General features: G+C 70.3%; 17 protein-coding genes, 1 tRNA gene and 1 pseudogene. 3 read left to right on the top strand and 16 right to left on the bottom strand.

The genetic code is table 11. The annotated features are described in order from the left end of the window. Positions 1–67: 67 nt before the first annotated feature. From ACZ4WS_RS01855 to ACZ4WS_RS01905, 11 genes are all read right to left on the bottom strand, one after another. Complete coding sequence (locus ACZ4WS_RS01855; RefSeq protein WP_467976225.1) at positions 68–919, bottom strand: amidohydrolase family protein; 852 nt, start codon at positions 917–919, stop codon at positions 68–70. Between the two features lie 54 nt (positions 920–973). Beyond that, the gene (locus tag ACZ4WS_RS01860) at positions 974–1,957 is read right to left on the bottom strand and encodes an ABC transporter substrate-binding protein (protein WP_467976227.1); all 984 of its coding nucleotides are present in this window, start codon (positions 1,955–1,957) and stop codon (positions 974–976) included. Between the two features lie 61 nt (positions 1,958–2,018). Further along, positions 2,019–2,897: a substrate-binding domain-containing protein gene (locus ACZ4WS_RS01865; RefSeq protein WP_467976228.1), complete on the bottom strand. Its 879-nt coding sequence runs from the start codon at positions 2,895–2,897 to the stop codon at positions 2,019–2,021. Positions 2,898–2,950: 53 nt separating this feature from the next. Further along, positions 2,951–4,120, bottom strand: coding sequence for a DUF3500 domain-containing protein (locus ACZ4WS_RS01870; protein ID WP_467976230.1), 1,170 nt, complete (start codon positions 4,118–4,120; stop codon positions 2,951–2,953). Positions 4,121–4,187: 67 nt separating this feature from the next. Then, the gene (locus tag ACZ4WS_RS01875; protein WP_467976232.1) at positions 4,188–5,099 is read right to left on the bottom strand and encodes a substrate-binding domain-containing protein; all 912 of its coding nucleotides are present in this window, start codon (positions 5,097–5,099) and stop codon (positions 4,188–4,190) included. 5 nt (positions 5,100–5,104) lie between these two features. Further along, entirely contained in the window at positions 5,105–6,757 is a 1,653-nt protein-coding gene (locus tag ACZ4WS_RS01880) for a thiamine pyrophosphate-binding protein (RefSeq protein ID WP_467976233.1), read from the bottom strand. Next, entirely contained in the window at positions 6,754–7,824 is a 1,071-nt protein-coding gene (locus ACZ4WS_RS01885; RefSeq protein ID WP_467976235.1) for an amidohydrolase family protein, read from the bottom strand. The genes ACZ4WS_RS01880 and ACZ4WS_RS01885 overlap by 4 nt, the downstream gene beginning before the upstream one ends. A gap of 63 nt (positions 7,825–7,887) precedes the next feature. Further along, positions 7,888–8,748 (bottom strand): HpcH/HpaI aldolase family protein, encoded by an 861-nt coding sequence (locus ACZ4WS_RS01890; protein ID WP_467976236.1) that lies wholly within the window; start codon positions 8,746–8,748, stop codon positions 7,888–7,890. Beyond that, positions 8,745–9,359, bottom strand: a complete 615-nt coding sequence (locus ACZ4WS_RS01895; RefSeq protein ID WP_467976237.1) for an SRPBCC family protein — start codon at positions 9,357–9,359, stop codon at positions 8,745–8,747. The genes ACZ4WS_RS01890 and ACZ4WS_RS01895 overlap by 4 nt, the downstream gene beginning before the upstream one ends. Positions 9,360–9,518: 159 nt before the next feature. Continuing rightward, positions 9,519–10,322 carry an ABC transporter ATP-binding protein gene (locus ACZ4WS_RS01900; protein WP_467976239.1) on the bottom strand — a complete coding sequence of 268 codons (804 nt, stop codon included), beginning with the start codon at positions 10,320–10,322 and terminating at the stop codon, positions 9,519–9,521. 411 nt (positions 10,323–10,733) lie between these two features. Beyond that, complete coding sequence (locus ACZ4WS_RS01905; RefSeq protein WP_467976241.1) at positions 10,734–11,969, bottom strand: MFS transporter; 1,236 nt, start codon at positions 11,967–11,969, stop codon at positions 10,734–10,736. A gap of 707 nt (positions 11,970–12,676) precedes the next feature. Here ACZ4WS_RS01905 and ACZ4WS_RS01910 point away from each other — a divergent pair. Beyond that, entirely contained in the window at positions 12,677–13,915 is a 1,239-nt protein-coding gene (locus ACZ4WS_RS01910) for a lactonase family protein (protein WP_467976243.1), read from the top strand. Positions 13,916–14,254: 339 nt separating this feature from the next. On the opposite strand, the gene ACZ4WS_RS01915 is transcribed toward ACZ4WS_RS01910, so the two are convergent. Beyond that, positions 14,255–14,328: transfer RNA gene (locus tag ACZ4WS_RS01915), tRNA-Pro, on the bottom strand. 152 nt (positions 14,329–14,480) lie between these two features. On the opposite strand from ACZ4WS_RS01915, the gene ACZ4WS_RS01920 reads away from it, so the two are divergent. Both ACZ4WS_RS01920 and ACZ4WS_RS01925 read left to right on the top strand, forming a co-directional pair. Beyond that, entirely contained in the window at positions 14,481–15,182 is a 702-nt protein-coding gene (locus tag ACZ4WS_RS01920; protein ID WP_467976245.1) for a transketolase, read from the top strand. A gap of 109 nt (positions 15,183–15,291) precedes the next feature. Continuing rightward, positions 15,292–16,203 carry a transketolase family protein gene (locus tag ACZ4WS_RS01925; protein WP_467976247.1) on the top strand — a complete coding sequence of 304 codons (912 nt, stop codon included), beginning with the start codon at positions 15,292–15,294 and terminating at the stop codon, positions 16,201–16,203. A 209-nt stretch (positions 16,204–16,412) separates the two neighbouring features. On the opposite strand, the pseudogene ACZ4WS_RS01930 reads toward ACZ4WS_RS01925, so the two are convergent. From ACZ4WS_RS01930 to ACZ4WS_RS01945, 4 genes and pseudogenes are all read right to left on the bottom strand, one after another. Beyond that, positions 16,413–16,733, bottom strand: a pseudogene (locus ACZ4WS_RS01930) (MFS transporter); the annotation flags it as partial. Between the two features lie 304 nt (positions 16,734–17,037). Beyond that, positions 17,038–17,397 carry an MmcQ/YjbR family DNA-binding protein gene (locus tag ACZ4WS_RS01935; protein WP_467976249.1) on the bottom strand — a complete coding sequence of 120 codons (360 nt, stop codon included), beginning with the start codon at positions 17,395–17,397 and terminating at the stop codon, positions 17,038–17,040. Between the two features lie 92 nt (positions 17,398–17,489). Continuing rightward, positions 17,490–18,026 (bottom strand): GNAT family N-acetyltransferase, encoded by a 537-nt coding sequence (locus tag ACZ4WS_RS01940; RefSeq protein WP_467976250.1) that lies wholly within the window; start codon positions 18,024–18,026, stop codon positions 17,490–17,492. Beyond that, positions 18,023–18,607, bottom strand: coding sequence for a helix-turn-helix domain-containing protein (locus tag ACZ4WS_RS01945; protein WP_467976252.1), 585 nt, complete (start codon positions 18,605–18,607; stop codon positions 18,023–18,025). The genes ACZ4WS_RS01940 and ACZ4WS_RS01945 overlap by 4 nt, the downstream gene beginning before the upstream one ends. Positions 18,608–18,612 lie beyond the last annotated feature (5 nt).

An 18,612-nucleotide genomic window follows, 5' to 3' on the forward strand; every position in this document is an offset into this window, starting at 1 on the left:
CCTTTACGTTCCGTGGAGATGAGGACCGAGGCGGGAACAGTAGCCGACGGCATGTCAGGTCAGCTCCCTATCCGTCCAGGGACGCGTACAGGCGCCGGGCCGTGCCCGCGAAGATCTCCTGCCGGTCCCGCTCCGGCAGGTCCGCGAGGACCTCCTGGGCGAGAGCGAGGAGTTCGGGCAGGGACTGCTCGGCCGCCGGGCAGTTCGACCCCCAGGCGATCCGCCCCGCTCCGAACGCCTCGACGACCGGTCCGATGAAGTCACCGGCCGACTCTCCCGCGTCCTGCAGTCGTTCGAGGTTGCGGTGGGTGAGCTTGAGGTGCAGGCCCGGATGCACGCCGAGTGCCGCCACTTCGGCGCCGGCGCGGGCGGGCGAGGCGGCGATGTCGGGGTAGCCGATGTGGTCGAGCAGCACCGTCACATCGGGGAACCGCTCCAGGAGTTCCACCAGCTGCTGGGTGGCGGACCCGAGGCGCATCTGGAGGCACACCGGCAGGTTCAGCTCCGCGGCCTGCTCCCAGAAGGGATAGGTCTCCGGCGCGGCGAACCACTCGCCCTGCGTGGGCACCGTGCTGCCGCTGGTGAACAGGCGCACCCCGGCAAGGCCGCCCTCGCCGACCGCGGCCTTGAGCGAGGCGGCGGCGTCCGGTCGCAGCGGGTCGACGGTACCCACGGCGACGAAGCGCTCCGGCAGGCGGCGGCAGCTGTCGAGGACGTACGCGTTGTCGTAGCCGTAGTTCGTGGTGGCCTGGACGAGAACGGCCTGGTCGATGCCCGTCTCGTCCATGCGGCTGACCAGGCCCTCGGCAGTGACCGGCCGGGTCGCGGCCCACTGCGACTGCTTGCCGCCGATCGGCGCCGGGGGGTAGCTCGTGAGGTCCTCGGAGATGATGTGGCAGTGTGCGTCGACGACGTCCACGATGGGTGCTCCCTTGTCTCTTCCGTGCCTTCGGTGTCTTCGGTGTGCGCCGGCTCAGGCGTCCGGGTAGTCACCCGCGGCGAACAGCGATTCCGCGTCGGTGGGGAAGCCGGGATCGAGCAGCCCCTGGTCCACGGAGAAGCGCACCATCGCACTGAGGCTGGGCTCGTTGACCTTGATGCCGTACGGGACGGGGTCGCTGCCGATCTGGCGTCCCTGGCGGGCGAGTCGGGGCACCGCCGACCAGTCGGGGTGGGCGTCGAGGTGCCGGCGCTTGCTGTCCGCGAACGCCGCGTACAGCGCGGTCGGCAGGTTCGGGTCGCGCTCCACGAGCTCGGAACGCACCGCGATCAGTGAGTGCAGCGGGTACACGCCGGTTCGCAGGTACCAGTCCGCGGCGAGCGTGCCGGCCTCGGGGAAGAGGGGGTACGGGCTGTCGTCGGCGCCGGGCTCCGGGTCGGGCGCCGCCGTCCAGCCGGCCCGCGGCGAACCCGCCCGGCCGGTCCCGGCGTTGCCGGTCAGGGCGGCGTCGATCTCCCCGGCGCGCAGCAGTTCGCCCAGCGAGCGGCCGTCGGTGACCCGCTCGACATTGGCCGGGGCCCGGCCCTCGATGTGGTCGTCGTCGTCCACTACCCAGGTGATCTTGTCGATGTCCACGCCGTACTCTTCGCGCAGGACGCCCCGTACCCACACGCCGGTGCTCACCGAGTAGGCGCGCACGCCGACGCGGCGGCCTTCCAGGTCCCGTGGCACGCGGATGCCGGACCGGGCGGCGCACTGGACGTCGCCGTGGTGGAAGCGCCGGTTGAGGAAGACCGGCACCGCGGTCAGCGGTATGCCTTCCTGGCGTGCCATCAGGTAGGAGACCGGTGCCAGTTCGCACACGTCGAACTCCAGGTCCCGGATCATCCGCCGGTAGGCGCCGATGACCGGCTTGACCTCCACCGGCTCGACCAGGTAGCCGTCCATCGTGACGTCGCCGTCCAACAGCGGCTGCCCGTGCGGGAATTCACCGAGAACCGTCGTGAGCTTGTCCATGCTGTGCTTCACCATCTTCTGTGTCGCTGCTGTAAGGGGTCCGGCGGTGGGCGCCGCGGCCTCAGCCGCCGAGGCGGGCCGGCGGCACACCGAGTGCGGCGCAGGACCGCTCGACGAGTTCGTCGTAGTCCACGGCCCGCGGGATCACGCCCTGCTCCAGTGCGTAGGCGGCCGCCTTGGTGAAGGCGCCGCGCAGGGCGTCGAAGCCCACGGGGTGCAGGGGCACAGGACCGGGGTCGGCCTGGGCGGTGAGGACGGACCGCATCGCGTCGTACGCGGCGAGGATCGCGGCGGAGTGCTCCGCGGCGGCCTGCTCGGACACGCCGACCACATGGTTGACCGGGATGAACCCCTGGTCCTTCGCCCACTGTTCGGCGGTGTCGTGGGCGTGGTCGACGGCGGTGCGGATGCGGTCGTCGGAGGGCAGCCCGTTGCCCATGATCCCGAAGTCGATCCGGCCTTCGAGGAAGTCCGCCTGCAGCTTCGCCGCCTGAGGGGCCCGCCTCACCCAGGACGGGTCGTCGGCGCCGTCGACGTGGCTGCCCTCGTACGTCGTCCAGTCGGCCTTGCGCAGGTCGATGCCGTACTGCTCGGTGAGGAAGCCGCGCATCCACACCCCGGTGGTCTGACTCCAGGAGCGGACTCCGACGCTGTGTCCCTCGACGTCGGCGACCGACAGCTCGCCGAGGGTCACCAGGGTCTGGTGCTGGTGACGTCCCAGGGTGGTGACCGGCAGCAGCAGCACCGGCTTGCCGTGGGCGACGGCCTGCAGAACGGTGGCGATCGCCACCTCGCACAGGTCCGCGTCCGACGCGTTCACGAAACCGCGCGAGGCCTTGTGCACCGGGCTGATGTCGAGCCGCTCCGGCTGCGTGCCCGCCTCGCGGACGGCTGACACCGCGGCGGCCGCGAGATCGTCACGGCCGAGCACCAACTTCATTTCTCTCTCTCCTTGTGAGTGGGGGGTGGCCGGACAGGGGCCGATGGAGCGCTTCAGGCCTGCCGGTCGGGGTGCGCGGTCGGCGGCGTGTGGTGCCGCTCGTGGTGCCGGCGCAGCAGGTCGACGCCGTAGTCACCGGCGTTGGGGGTGCGGACGATGGTGTGGATGTGCCGACGCGACGGGTAGTCGTTACCGAAGATCACGCCGGGCATGTGCTCGAACTCGACGAGGATCACCGGGCTGTGGAACCGGTAGTAGAAGGTGCCGTCGGGGTCCCCGGCCCAGGCGAAGTGGGTGTCGCCCTCGTGGGCCAGCACCTCTTCCCTGCGCACCCGGGCGTGGTGGTCGCCGGCCCGGTTCACGTACACGTCGAGGAGTCGGCGCGCGGTGTCCCGCTGTCCGGGGGACATCCGGGTCAGCGGCAGCCCTTGGTAGTTGAGCTCGAAGTTGTCCCGGAAGGCCCCGACGAACAGCTCCGCGGGCAGCGTGTCCGCGATGACGGCCCGCTCTCGTTGCCGGGGATCGAGGTCGGTGAAGAGTTCGTGGCCGAGTGCCTCCTCCTGCCGGAAGGCGACGGTCCCGGCGTACTTCCCGGACCCGGCGATCACCGGTTCGGCACCGAGGAAGGAGGGGGTGAGGACCATCTGGTCCCCGACGAACACGCAGTTGACGTTGACGTGGTGCCCGTCGAGCTGCCAGCCCCACGGGCCGCCGTTCTCGGGCTCTCCATAGAGAGAGAACCAGTACAGCCACTCGTTGAGCCCGTCCTCGTTGCCGCTCAGCTCGCCGATGGTGCGGTTGAGGTGCATCAGGTCGACCATCTGGCCGTACCCGTCCGCGCTGAGGCTCTCCCGGATGACGGTCATGGCCTGCTGCCGCTGGGCGTCGTCGAGTTCCTCCAGGCAGATGCCGTGGCGCAGGAAGTAGCGGGCGCCGTTGTTCCAGTGCCGCCAGCTCACGTCGTCCATGGGGAACCGGCCCTCGGCAAGCTGCTCCTGCGTCAGACCCGCCAGGTAGTCCTCCGCGGCCCGGTACACCGGGCGCACGTCCGCGCCCGTGCTGCGCAGCGGGAACAGTCCTGGCTGGATGCCGCTTGACGTGCCCACTCCCTGGAAGGGTTCGTCCGCCGCCTTCACCCGCCAGGCGACCTTTTCGAGCAGGTCGGGCGTCCAGACCTCCGGCTTGCGCGTGGGCGCGTTGCCCCGCTTGCGCAGCGCTACCATCGCTGCTCCTCCCTTTCGATGTCCTTGTGCGCGCGTCGCCGGGCGGCACGCCTGGTCCGATCGCCTCTCACTTGTCGAAGAGGGCCGCCTTCTCCTCGATCGCCCCGACATCCACCGGTTCCCCGATGAGGCCCTGCTCCAGGGCGTACTGCCCGGCGATCTCCAGGCAGGCGGCGAGCGAGTCGCTCCAGCCGGCTGCCACCGCGCGTCCGGCCGGTGAGCCGCCGCGCTGGTCCGCGGTCGACGTGATCGCCTCCTTCAGCGCCCGGTACACGGCGAGTACGTCGTCGGGCCGGGTCCGCAGGACGTCGTCCCGCACCACCAGCAGGTGGTTCGCCGGGACCGTCCCATGTCGTTCGATCCACGCCTGCCCGGCGTCCTCCGCATCGGCCACGAGCGGGACGAGTCCCGCGCCCTGCCCGCCGATCGCCTTGGGGCCGAGCACCGCCGCCGACACGTCCCCGGCGCGCAGCAGGTCCGCGACCCGTCCGGTGTTCGACCGCTCCACGTACGCCGGGTTCCGGTACTGGGCGACATGGGGGTCCTCGGTGGTCACCCAGGTGACGTCCGAGGACTCGACGCCGTACTCCTCGCGCAGCCACCCCCTGACCCACAGGCCGGTGGTCTGGCCGTACGAGCGCACACCCACGCGCCGGCCGACGAGCCCGCGGGGGCTGAGCTCCTGCCCCTCGGGCAGCCGGGTCAGGGAGCGGTGGTGGGTGCTTCCCACCAGCACCACCGGCAGCAGTGTCACGGGCACCCCTACGTCCCGGGCCTGGAGGTACGTGGCCATCGGCATCTCGCAGATGTCATAGGCGAGTTCACGCACCATGCGGGCGAAGGCCGGCGGCAGCGGAGAGAACTCCGGGTAGTGGCAGTCCACCCCGTCGGCGGGGACGCTTCCGTCCTTCAGCGGCCGTGTGTGGGGGTGATCACCCAGCACCACACTCAGCGGTGTCGCCCCCCGTGCTCCGCTCATGCCGCTCACACGTCCTCCCCGTACTGGATGCGGCGGTACGGGGTGCTCAGCACCGCGCGGGTGATGCGGACGTCGATGACGGTCGGGCGGGGTTCGCGCACGTATTCCGCCAGTGCGTCGCGCAGTTCCTGTGCCGTACGGACCGTGGCCCCGCCGCCGCCGAGTGCCTGGGCGACCGAGCCCAGCTCGGGAGTGGAGATGGTCGCGAGGTCCGGGTCGAGGCCCTTCGCCTTCGCCTTGTGGTACTCGGCGCCGAGGCCCTGGTCGTTCATCACGACGACGAGGAGGGGCACGTCGTAGCGGCACGCCGTCTCGAACTCGGACAGGTGCATGAGGAAGCTGGCGTCGCCCTCCACCACGAAGCCGGGCCTGTTGCCCTGCGCGATCAGCTGGCCGAGGGCGATCAGCGGCGCCTGGCCGATCGCGCCGAACATTCCGTAGTTGGAGAGCACGTCACGGGAGCGCTGGAAGAGCATGGTGCCGAAGTCGGTCTGGTGCCCGCTGCCCAGCACCAGGCCCATCTCGCCCGGCAGTTCGTGGTCGAGGATCCAGATCGCCTCGCGCGGGTCGAGCCGTCCGGGCTCGCGCACGTACTCCGGCTGCTGGAGCCGGGCGGTCAGGTGCTCCTTGACCTGGTCGGTGTGGAAGCCCGCGAGACGGACGGACCGCTCTGTCAGCACCCGGGTCAGTTCGGTGAGGGCGGTGACCGCGTCCGCCTGCAGATAGCAGTCCGCGGTTTTGCCATTGCCCATCACCAGGTGCGGGGCGGTGTCGATCTGGATGTACTTCGCCTCGGGATAGAGGTAGCCGCTCTCGATGGTGTAGTGGTTCAGGCTGGCGCCCACCGCGATGACGCAGTCGGCTTCCTGGAGCAGCTCCATCGACGCCTTGTCGCCGAACAGGCCCGACAGGCCGACGTGGAAGTCGGTGCGGTCGCACAGCCAGTTCTTCGCCTGGAGCGTGGTGGCCAGCAGGGCGCCGGTGCGCTCCTGCAGGGCGAGGATCTCTTCGCCGGCGTCCGCGCCGCGCGCCCCCCGCCCCGCGATGATCACCACGCGCTTGGCGTCCTGGATCAGGTCGCAGGCGGCCCGCAGCCGGGCCGGATCGGGCAGCATCCGGGACTTCTCGATCAGGGCGGTGGACGGTACGTAGTCCTCGTCGTAGTCGTCGAGTTCGGCCACCTGCACATCGAACGGTGCGCTGATCATGACCGGCTTGGACTCGGTACGCGCCAGGTAGAAGGCGCGCCGCACGGCTTCCTGCGCGTTCTCCGGCCGGGTGACCTGGATGAACTCGCACTCGATCGCGGCGGCGAAGCGCCGCTGGTCGAGGTACTGGGTGGCGCCCTCGTCGCCCAGCGGGGTCTCCCCGCAGAAGGCGACCAGCGGCGTACGCGCCCGGCTCGCCACGATCATCGAGGTGGCCAGCTGCGAGACGCCGGGGCCGCTGGTCGTGGTGACCACGCCCGGCTGTCCGGCGCCGCGGGCCCAGCCGTCCGCCATGCCAAGGCCGGAGCCCTCGTGCCGCACCTCGTACAGGCGCACGCCGCGGTCGGCGAGCGCGGCCATCCAGTGCATGTTGGCGTCGCCCATCATGCCGAAGACATCGCTGGTGCCTTCGCGGACGAACGCCTCGGCCAGTGCTTCGTAGACCTTCACTTCCGGGTCTCCTTCACGTTCGCCGCGGCCGTCGCCCGCGCTTTCAGGACGCCGTCGAGGCGTGCGAAGACCCGCAGCGCGTTACCCCCGTAGACCGCCTGCCGGTCGGCGTCGCTCAGGCTGTCGATGGAGTCGAGGGTGTACTTGGTGTCGTCGAACCGCCGCCCGGTCTGAGGGTCCACGCTGCGGACGGCGCCGATCATCTCCGAGGCGAACAGGACGTTCTGCGCCGGGATGATGTCGAGCAGCAGCTCCATGCCCCGCTTGTGGTACACGCAGGTGTCGAAGGAGACGTTGCGCAGGACCGACTCCTCCAGCGGCGGCCGGCCGCGGTCCTGCATCATTCCGCGGTAGCGGCCCCAGTGGTACGGAACGGCGCCGCCGCCGTGCGGCAGGATCAGCTTCAGCGTCGGGAAGTCCTTGAACAGGTCCGACTCGCACAGCTGCATGAACGCCGCGGTGTCACCGGCGAGATAGTGGGCGCAGGTGCCCTGCATCGCCGGGTTCCTCGACATCGCGACGTGGACCATCGCGGGGACGTCGAGCTCGGCCATCTTCTCGTAGAGGGGGTAGTAGACCCGGTCCGTCAGTGGCGGGGCCTGGTAGTACCCGTCCGACGGGTCCGGGTTGAGCAGACAGCCGACGAAGCCCAACTCCTCTACGCAGCGCTCCAGTTCGGTGACGGAGTTGGCTACGGAGGCGGCCAGCGCGTCGCCCGGGGACTGCGGGAGCTGGCACACCCCGACGAACCGCTCGGGGAAGAGACCGCACACCCGGGCGATCAGGTCGTTGCTGACACGGGACCAGTCGAGGCTGGTCCGCTCGTCGCCGTAGTGGTGGGCCATCTTGCCCGCGCCCGGCGAGAAGAGCGTCAGGTCGGTGCCGCGCTCGATCTGCAGCTTCAGCTGGCCCTGCTCAATGGCGGTGCGGATCTCGCCGTCGGTGATGTGGAGTTCGGCGGGCGACACTCGGGTGCCCGATTCCTCGAACGCCCGGATCTGCCGCTGCCGCCACTCCCCCAGCGCGGGCGGCGCCGTGGTGAAGTGGCCATGACTGTCGATGATCACGAAGTGCTCCGAAGCTCGCGTTGCGGTGGCCGCGTGGTGTGCACCCGGCTCGGGGATGCGCCGTCAGGCGCGGCCGGTCAGCTCCCGGGCCTTGTCCAGGCCGGGGTAGGTACGCACCGGCGCCGGCATCAGGAACCGGTAGCCGTCGTCGAGGACCTGCTTGACGTTGTCGGCCGTCACATGGGGGTGGCCGACGGCGATCCCGCGCTCCCCGCAGATGTCGAGGATCCGCCGCTTGCATGCGAGGACGCGCGGGTGCTCGTACTGGCGGGGGAAGCCCAGCTCCTGGCTCATGTCGCCCTCGCCGATGAGGATCAGCCCGATCCCCGGCACCTGGTCGAGGATGTCCGGCAGGTTCTGGATGCCGAGCTGGTCCTCGATCATGAGGCCCACGAGAATCTCGCCGTCCGGGGCGAGCGGCCAGACGTCGGCCCGGGCGTAGTACTCGATGTTGGAGATGCCCCAGTAGCGTGTCGCCGCGTGCGGGCCGTCGCCGCGCAGACCCGCGGGCTCGTACAGCGGGGCCTCGGGCAGCCGCGGGTAGCGGCAGGCGGCCACGGCGTTACGGGCCTCCTCCACCGTGGAGATGTGCGGCCAGATGATGCCGAACGCGCCGAGGTCGAGGGCCTGCTTGGCGTGCCACTGCGCCTTCTCCGCGCCGTTGGCGGGGATGCGCACCAACGGGGTGACCGCCGGGGCGAGGCTGTCGGCGCTGAAGATCTGACGCCGGCTGAGCAGATACTGGAAGCTGTCCCGGAGCGCGTTGACGTCCCAGGGCTTGTGCTCCATCTCGAACACCACCGCGTCGTAGTGCGTGGTGCTGAGCTCGATCGCGGCCGCCGGATCGGCCGCCGAGAAGGTCGCGAAGACGTGCTGCCCCGCGTCCAGGGCGCCGATCACCTTGTTGAGCCTGGACGTTGTCACCGACGGCCTCCTCGTCCGAGTGCTTCAGCGGATGTGTTCGCGGAACCTGGTGCCACCTGCGGCGGCTGCACCTGGCGCCGGGCGCGTCGCCCTGCCCACCACGCACGCAGCCGGGCGAACAGGCCCCTCGGCCGGGGCGCGGCCGTGAGCGGCTCGGCGGGCGGGGCGCACTTGTGGACCAGCTGGGCGGAGAACTCCTCCGTCATCCGCGAGATCACCGCACCCGCGCCCGACTCGATCAACTTCGCCAGCTTGCCGTTGAGTTGGACCTCTCCGTCGACCGCGACCCGCGCCGTGTCCGGGGTCTCCCCCGCGACGACCCGGAAGGTGGCCTCGGCACGGAAGCGAGTGGCACCCTGCCCGTCCTTGCCCCGGGCCGTCAGTCGGCCCTCGTGTCCGGACTCGTCCAGGTCCAGGGCGACGCGGGCACCGAACTTGACTCTGATGCCGCCGAACCGGACGACGAGTGTTCCGTCGAAGGACCCGTCGTCGTGCGACGGGCCGAGTTCGGCCCCGCCGATGCACGACACGACGTCCTGGGGGTTGGAGATGACTTCCCAGACGCGTCCGGGCGGACTGGGTACGGCGATCTCTTCCGTGATCGATAGCAACGCTGTGAACCTCATTCGGCGGCAGCAGGACGGCATGCCGAAGCCGGGCATGGCGGCACACGCTGCGTGGCGGCTGGTGGCGCGGATGGAATGCACCGGGCGTCGGGCCCGGGAGCCCGCTCGCTCGGCGGGCTCGATGAGAGCGGCGGTACGGCCCGCTCAGGCGGCTTCCTCCTGCTCGGAGGCGAACAGGCCCCAGAGGTCGTTGTAGAGCTCGGAGAACTCGCGGGTCTCGACGAGGGAACCGATGCTGCGGGGGCGCGGGAAGGGGACCTGGATGACACGGCGGATCGTGCCCGGCCCACGCGACATCACGATGACCTCGTCGGCCAGGTAGATGGCCTCGTTGAGGTCGTGCGTGACGAAGATCAGGGTCCCGTTCTGCTCCTGCCAGAGGTTGAGCAGCTCCTGCTGGAGTTTGAGCCGGGTGATGGCGTCGAGCGGCCCGAACGGCTCGTCCATCAGCACGATGGACGGGTTGTAGATCAGCGCCCGCGCGATCGCGCAGCGCTTCTGCATACCGCCGGACAGCTCCCGGGGGAAGTGGTCCTCAAAGCCGGTCAGGCCGACCAACTTGACCCAGTGGGCGATGCGTTCCTCGCGCTCCTCCTTGGGAACCTTGCGGAACTTGAGCGCCAGGCCGATGTTGGCCCGGACACTCAGCCAGGGCAGCAGGTGGGACTGCTGAGTCACGTACGCCGCATCGGAGTTGACGGCGGTGACCAGTTCGCCGGCGTAGTGGACCTGCCCCTGCGTGGGCGTGAGCAGTCCGGCGGCCAGATTGAGAATGGTGCTCTTCCCGCACCCGCTGGGCCCGATCACGGCGACGACCTTGCCGCGATCGACCTTGAACGACACGTCCTCGATCGCCGGCCTGTGCGTAGCGGGGAACTGCAGAGTGACGCGCTCGAGACGCAGTGCCTCCGAGTGCTCCGAGTGGGAATTGCGCTGTGTGGTCGACATATCTGTCTCCTCGGCCTTCCTCTCACTACGAGATTCAGCGGGGGCCGTGCGCTCGCGCCTGTGGCGGCGTTCATGGATGGCGGTGCAGTGAACTGCTCACCTGCATGGCAGTGGTGCGACTGATCCTCTGGCTGATGCAACCTCCGGCGATACCCTCCACCGCCAAGATTGTCTGACAACCAGTGAGGGGAACGTAACACCGTCACCTGAGTGAAACAAGAAGCCTGCGGGAAGTACCTGCCTCTTACGGGTAGACCCGATAGGACCCGACGAGAAATTGTCAGACAAAGATGCGGGCATCGGTACAGCGTAGACCCGAAGTGGGCGGCTCGACGGGGCAGTTGGGGCGCGCCGGGACGGTGCGACACGAGGAGATGGCCGACGCCGCACTGAGCCGAAGCGCCGCCCGGGTCAGCGGCGCCGGGACGAGCGGCCGGCCACCGACAGGGCCAGCACGGCGAGGCCGCTACCGGCCGCTGCGAGTCCTCCGACGAACAGCGCGCTGCGGGCTCCCCACGCCGTGCCGACGAATCCGACGGCCGGCCCGCCGACGACGGTGCCGCCCAGCCAGCCGATCGACCAGATCGACAGCACCCGCCCGCGCATCTGCGGCGCGGCCGCCAGTTGCATCAAGGTCTTGGCGGATGAGTTGAATGTGATCGAGGCGGAGCCGACGAACGCGAGAACGACCAGCGCCACGGGGAGGGTCGGCGCCAGCGCCGCGGCGCAGATCAAGGCTCCCCAGACCACCGCCGACACCGACAGCGACCGCGTGCCATGGCGGCGGCGGCGCACCGCGGCCAGTCCGCCGAGCACCCCGCCCATGCTCATGACGGCCATCGCCGTGCCGTAACCCGCCGGCCCCGCCCGGAACGCCGACGTGGTCAGCAGCGGCAGGCTCACCGGGAACTCCCAGGTGAGGATGCCCGTCACGTACACCATGACCATCGGGTACAGCAGCTCGGGTGTGCGGCGTACGTAGGCGAGACCGGCACGGATCTGTCCCTTCGCGCGCACCTCGCGCTCGGCCGGATACATCTCCGCCGTCCGCAGCCTGAGCAGACTGACGATGACGGCCAGGAACGAGACGGTGTCCAGGGCGAAGCACGGGGCTACCCCCAGGGCTGCGATCACGGCCCCGGCGATGCCGGGGCCGGCCAGTTTGGCCGTGTTGATGAAGGTGGAGTTGATCGCGATGGCGTTGCTCAGGTGGTCCGCCTCGACAAGTTCGCTGATCAGTTTCTGACGCGCGGGGTTGTCGAAGACGTTCGTGAGGCCGAGCGCCACCATGAAGACGATGAGCAGCGGCAACGTCACGAGGTGGGTCCAGGACAGCACGGTGAGCAGGGCAGCTTGGACGGCGAAGCAGATTTGGGTGACCAGCAGCAGCCGACGGGTGTCGTGGCGGTCGACCACGAGGCCGCCCCAGGCCCCGAGGAGCAGAACCGGCAGGTACCGTGCGCCGGTCACGATGCCCAACACGGTTCCACTGTGGGTCAGTTCGAGGGTCAGCCAGCCGACGGCAACGTTCTGCATCCAGTTGCCGACCACGGAAGTGAACTGACCGACCGAGAAGCGCCGGTAGTTCCCGATCCTGAGCGAGGCAAAACTGCCCGGCCGCCCCGGCCCCTCGCCGGCGCACGGCACAAGGCGAGGCTCGTCGGATATCAACCGGCGTTCGCGCCAAGGACCTTCTCCGCTCCGGGGAGGAGGCTCAACAGGCTGTTGTAGTCATGGAGTGTCGAGACGAGAAGCCACTGCGATGTTCCCGGCTTCCCCTTCGTCACGTTCCAGGCGGTCTTCGAAGTTGTACAAGTCCTGCGACCGAACGGTCGACGGTGTCTTAACAACGTGCACCTCCGCACAGGGTGTTCTTCAGTACAGGGTCTTCTTCAGTGCTGTGGCATGGCTCGTGGCGGGCGCGTCTGGCGTCGATGCACCGGTCCCCTCGCTCGCCGATTTGAGACATCATTGTCGGACAAGCAATGGCGAGGAACGTAACAGCGCTCTTCCTGGATCTACAAGCCCCCTGCGTAGAGAGGTATTTGACGATCGCAAGCACTCAACTGCCACCACTTGTCCGACAATCCAGTTCGTGACCTGCGGCGAGGACACGCTCGGCATGGCCTGCCGTGCGGCCTAAGGATGACGCGAAGTCGTCACGGCGCCGGCCCAGTGAAACGGGAAGCCTTATGTTGCGCCGCGTGCCGCCTCGGAATACGTCCCCGCTCTGGACGCGCCGCCCCTCCTGCCCCAGACTGATGCCCCACGTGGCGAGTTGGCGTCTGGCGCACGCAGCACCTACCGGTCCCCCGACCTGTTCTCCTCCCGAGCAGCGAAGGGCCGCATCCACCATGCAGAATCCCGAGCACGCCCCCACGACAACCTCACGCACCACACCCCCTGCGCGGCCGTCCCGCAGACACGTGCTGGGCTCGATCGCCGCGTCCACCGCTGCCGCGGCCGTACCGGCACTGGGCTTCGCCCCGGCGGCGAAGGCCTCGACCGGTCGGGCTCCCGAGCTCGTCTACATCGGCACATGGCAGGGCACCCAGGTCAACGCGGCCTGGTTCGACCCCGACCACGGCACCCTGACACCGCTCGGCGTCGTGGCCCAGGTCAACTCCAGCTGGCAGACGCCGCACCCGACCGACCCGATCCTCTACGTCGGCAGCGGCGACGCGGGCGGCACCGTCTCCGCCTTCCGCAGTGACAGGGCCAGTGGCGCCCTGAGCTTGATCAACCGGGTGGCGACGGACAGCGCCGCCACACCCGGCGGGCTGTCCTACATCGGCATCGACCCGCCGTCCCGCACCCTCCTGGCAACAAACTTCGCCGCGGGCTTCACCGCGGCACTGCCGCTGCACCGCGACGGTTCGCTCGGCTCCCCGGCGTCCGCCGTGGCCGACACCGGATCCGGTCCCAGCCCACGCCAGAAGAGCCCGCACCCGCACCACGTGGCCGTCGACCCGAGCGGCCGTCACGCCCTGGTCGCGGACTTCGGCGCCGACCGCGTCTTCGTCCACCACTTCGACCGCGACACCCGCGAACTGTCCACGGACCCGAGCGCCGAACAACGCGCCTACGCCACACCCCCCGGCTCGGGCCCCCGCCGCATCCGGTTCCACCCCGACGGTCGCCACCTCTTCCTGCTCAACGAGCTGACCGCCGACCTCCACGTCCTCGACTGGAACCCCCGACGCGAGACACCCCTCGTGCTCCGCCAGAGCCTGTCGACAGACTCCCCCGACTTCACCGGCACCAAGAGCGGCGCCGAACTGGCCATGAGCGCGGACGGACGCTTCCTGTACACCTCCAACCGCGGCGAGAACACCCTCGTCGTCTTCGCCGCCGACCGGGCCACCGGCAGACTCACACTCGTTCAGCGCATCCCCTGCGGGGGCGTCTCCCCATGGAGCTTCTCCCTGCATCGCAGCGGGAAATGGCTCCTGGTCGCGAACCAGCTCAGCAACACGGTCGACGTCTTCGGCGTCGACCGGCACACCGGCAAGCTGACCGGCACCGGCGCGTCCCTCCCCGTGCCGAACCCTGACTGTGTGACGTTCCTCGCCGCGTCATCCCCCGCTCACTGACCGCCCACGAGCGGTCAAGGTTTCGCCCGTCCCCATACCCCCGGAACAAGCCAAGCGGTCGCCGCTCCCGACCCCACTCCCACTGGGAGCAACCCTGACCAGCAGCAAGAGCGCAAGCCCGTAACCAGAACCCCACCCGATCGAGGCCGGACCCCGGTCACAAAACGGGCACGCAAGGAATCGAATATGCGCGCAGCGTGACGAGTGGGAGCAAACAGGCAAGGGGTCGGTGGGAGCGGGCTCCCACCGACCCCCGCTCCCACCTTGGAGCGGGCGGAAAAACAGAAAAAGGCCGTTCGAAAACGGCCTTTCACCTGCGACGTCCGATAGTTCGAACAGTCGGGACGACAGGATTTGAACCTGCGACCCCTTGACCCCCAGTCAAGTGCGCTACCAAGCTGCGCCACGTCCCGTTGCCCATCTGACCTGGGGTTTCCCCTGGCCGAACGTGCACCGAAACAATACCGCACTCATACCTGTGGTCGCGCACTCGTTTATTCGGGGCTGACGGGCGGCGCGGGTCGGGGTTGACCTGAAGTTTGGTTGAGGTTGCACGATCGTCGGCATGACGATCACAGCGGAACAGAGCTATGAGTACGCGGATCTGCCCCGGCTGATGGGGCTGATGACGGGCGACGAGAAGCACGGACCGGCGGCGACGTCCACCTTGGACGCGCTGTGGGTGCTGTACGACCGGGTGCTGCGGGTCACGCCCGGGCGGATGGGCGATCCGGAGCGGGACCGGTTCCTGTTGTCCAAAGGGCACGGGCCGATGGCGTACTACGCGGTGCTGGCGGCCAAGGGCTTCGTGCCCGTCGCGTGGTTGCCCGGATTCGGCTCGTACGACTCGCCGCTGGGGCACCACCCGGACCGGGTGCTGGTACCGGGCGCCGAGATCGGCAGCGGGTCGCTCGGGCACGGGCTGCCGATCGCCGTCGGCACGGCGCTCGGGCTGCGGGCCCAGGGGCTCCACGAGCCGCGCGTGTGGGTGCTGATCGGCGACGCCGAGCTCGACGAGGGCAGCAACCACGAAGCGATCGCGTACGCCGGGCCGGCCGGTCTCGAACGGCTGCACACCGTCGTGATCGACAACTCCTCCGCGAGCCATGCCCGGCCGGGCGGGATCGCGGCCCGGTTCGAGGCGGCCGGCTGGTCCGCGGCGACCGCGGACGGCCGTGACCACGCAGCCCTGTACGCCGCCTTCACCGCCCCTCATCCGGGGCGCCCTCGCGTGGTCGTCGCCCAGGTCGAGCCGAAGTCCGCCTGAGCCCCCCTCCCTCCCCCGGAGCCGCCTGTCATGCCGTGCGGCGGCACGCGTCACCTCGCAGACACACAGCACCCGTCATCCGTACGCCCCTGGAAGGACACGACATCCCATGGACACCATGCGTGACCGATTCGCCCCTGTCGTCTCGCGGCTGCTCGACGAGGATCCGCGCGTCGCGGTCGTCCTCGCCGAGATCGGCAAGGACGGCTTCGCGGAGGCCCGGCGCAGGCATCCGGATCGTGTGATCAACGTCGGCATTCGCGAACAGCTCCTGATCGGGGCGGGCGCGGGCCTGGCACTGACCGGGCTGCGGCCCGTGGTGCACACCTTCGCCAGCTTTCTCGTCGAGCGGCCCTTCGAGCAGGTCAAGCTCGACCTCGGGCACCAGAACGCGGGCGCGGTGCTCGTCAGCGCGGCCGCGTCCTTCGACTGGCCCGCGGGCGGCTTCACGCACATGGCGCCCGGCGATGTGGCCCTGCTCGACACGCTGGACGGCTGGACCGTGCATGTCCCCGGCCACCCGGACGAGGCCGAGACGCTGCTGCGTCACGCGGTCGCCGCCGGGGACGACAAGGTGTACGTCCGGCTGTCCGCGCAGTCCAACGCGCAGGGGCTCGCGGTCGACGGGGCGCGCTTCCACACCGTCCGCGAGGGGCGCGCCGGTGTGCTCGTCGCCGTCGGGCCGATGCTCGACGCGGTGCTCGACGCGACGGAGGGGCTCGACGTCACCGTGCTGTACGCGACCACCGTCCGGCCCTTCGACTCGGCCGCGCTGCGCCGGGCCACGGAGACGGCGGGCGCCGATGTCGTCCTCGTCGAGCCGTACCTGGCCGGCACATCCACGGCCGCCGCGAACGACGCGCTCGCCGACGTACCCCATCGCGTCCTCGGTCTCGGCGTGGGCCGCCGTGAGCTGCGCCGGTACGGGGTCATCGACGAGCACGTGGCCGCGCACGGTCTCGACGCGGCGTCACTGCGGGAGCGGATCGGCGGCTTCCTGGGAGCGCGGGTCCGGGTGTGACCACGGGGCGGAGTCTGCGGGCACAGGTGACCGCAGACTGTCCCGCCCGCCCAGCGTCCGTCCGCGCGCAACCGCCGGCTTCCCGCACGTGGCCGCGTGCGCGCGTGACCTCACGACCGCTCCGGAGCGCGGCTCAGCGGAGCTGCCGTCGTGCCGGTTCGGGTATTGCCGCGGTCGTGCGCGGCCGCGGTACGGGTGCGGGGGCGGAGCCAGAGGACCACGTGGTCGGTGAAGAAGAGTGCGGCGGCGAGGGACTGGGTGACCAGCCGGACCAGGTCGGCGCCGATCATCAGCTTGCGTGTGCTGAACCGGTCGGCGATGACCCCGCCGAAGATCACCAGCCCCGCGAAGGAGGCCGCCGACGCGGCCATCGCCAGGCCGACCGCGCCCACCCCGTACCCGTACTGCAGCAGTCCCGCTGCGAGCGCCACCGGCAGCATGGTGTCGCCGAGCCGGGCGAGGGCTCGCGCGACGAAGAACAGGGCGAAGTCCCGCGACCAGACCGGCCGGGCCGTGTCCGCGGCAACGATGTCATGGCTGCCGGGAGCTTTGTGCCGGGGCCCGGATTCCTTGTGCCGGGTCTCGGTGTCCTTCGCGAGCCGGTCGGCGGCGCCCCGGGGCCCGTCACCCGAGTCGGCTGTGGCCCGCTTCCCGCCCCCGCCGGGGCTGCCCGACGGCTCGTCCCACGGCGTCTCCCCGGCCGATGACGTCCCTTCCATCCCGCTCGCGCCCCTCCACCGCCGATGCCCCCAGCTCCCCCGCGGAGCCGAGCCTCCCGCTCTCCACTCCTGTTTCCGGATCATGCCACGGCGCACTGACAACGCCGGAGGAATTTCAGTCGGCCGACGGGAGCCCCAACTCGGGGTAGGACTCCAGCAGTCGGGGCGGGGCCGCCTGGCGCCAGGAGTCGGCGAGGATGTCACGGAGTTCGTCGCTGTCCTCCAGGGCGGCGAGACGGACGCGGACCCAGGCGAAACCCGCCTCGTGGTCGGCGATCCAGAACTTCCCGGGCTCGGCCAGGGCGAGTTCGTCGCGCTCGTCCTTCGGGCAGCGGACTGCGATGGAGGTCTCCTCCTCCGGCAGCGTGGCGAACATCTTGCCCGCGACCCGGAACGTGGGCATGCTCCAGGCGATCTTCTCCGTGGTGTCCGGCAGGGAGAGGGCGATACGGCGTACATCTTCGGCATCCGGCATGAGACGCACCGTAGCCAATGGCACCGACAATCACCGGCGAGGACAGCGGCCGGCGCCGCCCTGCGGCCTCTCGACGAGGCCGGCGCCCGCCCTCACCGGCTCCCGGCGGCCGCTCCCACCTGCTTGTAGTAGATCGTCGTCGGACGCAGTTCGCCCGTCGGCGTCGCCGCGTAGTCGGGTATGGCCCCGAGCCGGGTCCAGCCCGCCGAGCGGTACAGGGACTCGGCGAGGCTGTCGGTCTCGGTGTCGAGGTGCAGGAGGGTCACTCCCGCCGCGGCCGCGGCCCGCTCGGCGGTCGTCAGGAGCGTACGGCCGAGGCCTCGTCCGCGGCCGTGCCGGTGCACCATCAGCTTCACGAGCTCGGCGCGGTGGCGGCTGTTGGGCTTGTCCGGGAAGGCGAGGCTGACGGTGCCGAGCACGCGGTCATCGCCGCGAGCCACCCACACGGCGAGGTGCCCGGCCGACACCGCGGCCGCGCGCTCCTCCCACCAGGCGACGGCCGCCGCGCGGTCGAGCGGAGCGAGGAACCCGATCGAGGCGCCGCCGTGCACGGTGTCGGTCAAGAGGTCGGCCAAGTCCTCGACGGAAGCGAGGAGTTCGGCTGCGTTCAGCCGGGAGACGGTGGTCATGGCAGCACCACCACCAGCGCGTAGCGCACGCCCTCGGGGCCGGGGCACCGGAACCGTGTCGGACCCCATACCCGCAGCCGGAGGCAGTCACCTGCGGCGAGGTGGTGCTCGACGTCCTGCGCCGTCACGTCGAGCGTTCCGTCGAGGACCCAGATGTGCTGCTCCAGGCCGGGCACGGGAGGCCGGTCGTACGCGATGTCGGCGCCGGCCGCGAGCCGTCCCTCGACGAGTTCGCCGCGCAGTCCGGCATGCGGCGGTGACACCGATCGTCGTACGAAGCCGGAGGGGCTGTCCTTCCAGACCGCCTGGTCGGCCGCCCGCACCAGCAGGGCGGGTTCCGTCTCGACCTCGCTGAGCAGGTGCGACATGGTCCGGCCGTACACCCCGCACAGGCGGTTCAGGAGCGAGGCCGTGGGGCTGATCTCCGCGCGCTCGGCCCGGGACAGGGTCGAGCGGCTGACCCCGCTGCGCCCCGCCAACTCCCCCAGGGACCAGCCACGTTCGGCCCGCAACTCGGCCAGCCTGGCACCGAGCCGGGCGTCGACGGGGTCCGGGCCGCCACCCTCGCCATCGCTTCTCATATTCG

The organism is Streptomyces sp. NPDC029292 (assembly GCF_055569295.1).

Excerpts from the sequence above, each read along its gene's own strand:
- ACZ4WS_RS01860 (WP_467976227.1), bottom strand. The coding sequence starts at position 1,957 with ATGGACAAGCTCACGACGGTTCTCGGTGAATTCCCGCACGGGCAGCCG.
- ACZ4WS_RS01865 (WP_467976228.1), bottom strand. The coding sequence starts at position 2,897 with ATGAAGTTGGTGCTCGGCCGTGACGATCTCGCGGCCGCCGCGGTGTCA.
- ACZ4WS_RS01870 (WP_467976230.1), bottom strand. The coding sequence starts at position 4,120 with ATGGTAGCGCTGCGCAAGCGGGGCAACGCGCCCACGCGCAAGCCGGAG.
- ACZ4WS_RS01875 (WP_467976232.1), bottom strand. The coding sequence starts at position 5,099 with ATGAGCGGAGCACGGGGGGCGACACCGCTGAGTGTGGTGCTGGGTGAT.
- ACZ4WS_RS01900 (WP_467976239.1), bottom strand. The coding sequence starts at position 10,322 with ATGTCGACCACACAGCGCAATTCCCACTCGGAGCACTCGGAGGCACTG.
- ACZ4WS_RS01910 (WP_467976243.1), top strand. The coding sequence starts at position 12,677 with ATGCAGAATCCCGAGCACGCCCCCACGACAACCTCACGCACCACACCC.
- ACZ4WS_RS01920 (WP_467976245.1), top strand. The coding sequence starts at position 14,481 with ATGACGATCACAGCGGAACAGAGCTATGAGTACGCGGATCTGCCCCGG.
- ACZ4WS_RS01925 (WP_467976247.1), top strand. The coding sequence starts at position 15,292 with ATGGACACCATGCGTGACCGATTCGCCCCTGTCGTCTCGCGGCTGCTC.
- ACZ4WS_RS01935 (WP_467976249.1), bottom strand. The coding sequence starts at position 17,397 with ATGCCGGATGCCGAAGATGTACGCCGTATCGCCCTCTCCCTGCCGGAC.
- ACZ4WS_RS01940 (WP_467976250.1), bottom strand. The coding sequence starts at position 18,026 with ATGACCACCGTCTCCCGGCTGAACGCAGCCGAACTCCTCGCTTCCGTC.
- ACZ4WS_RS01945 (WP_467976252.1), bottom strand. The coding sequence starts at position 18,607 with ATGAGAAGCGATGGCGAGGGTGGCGGCCCGGACCCCGTCGACGCCCGG.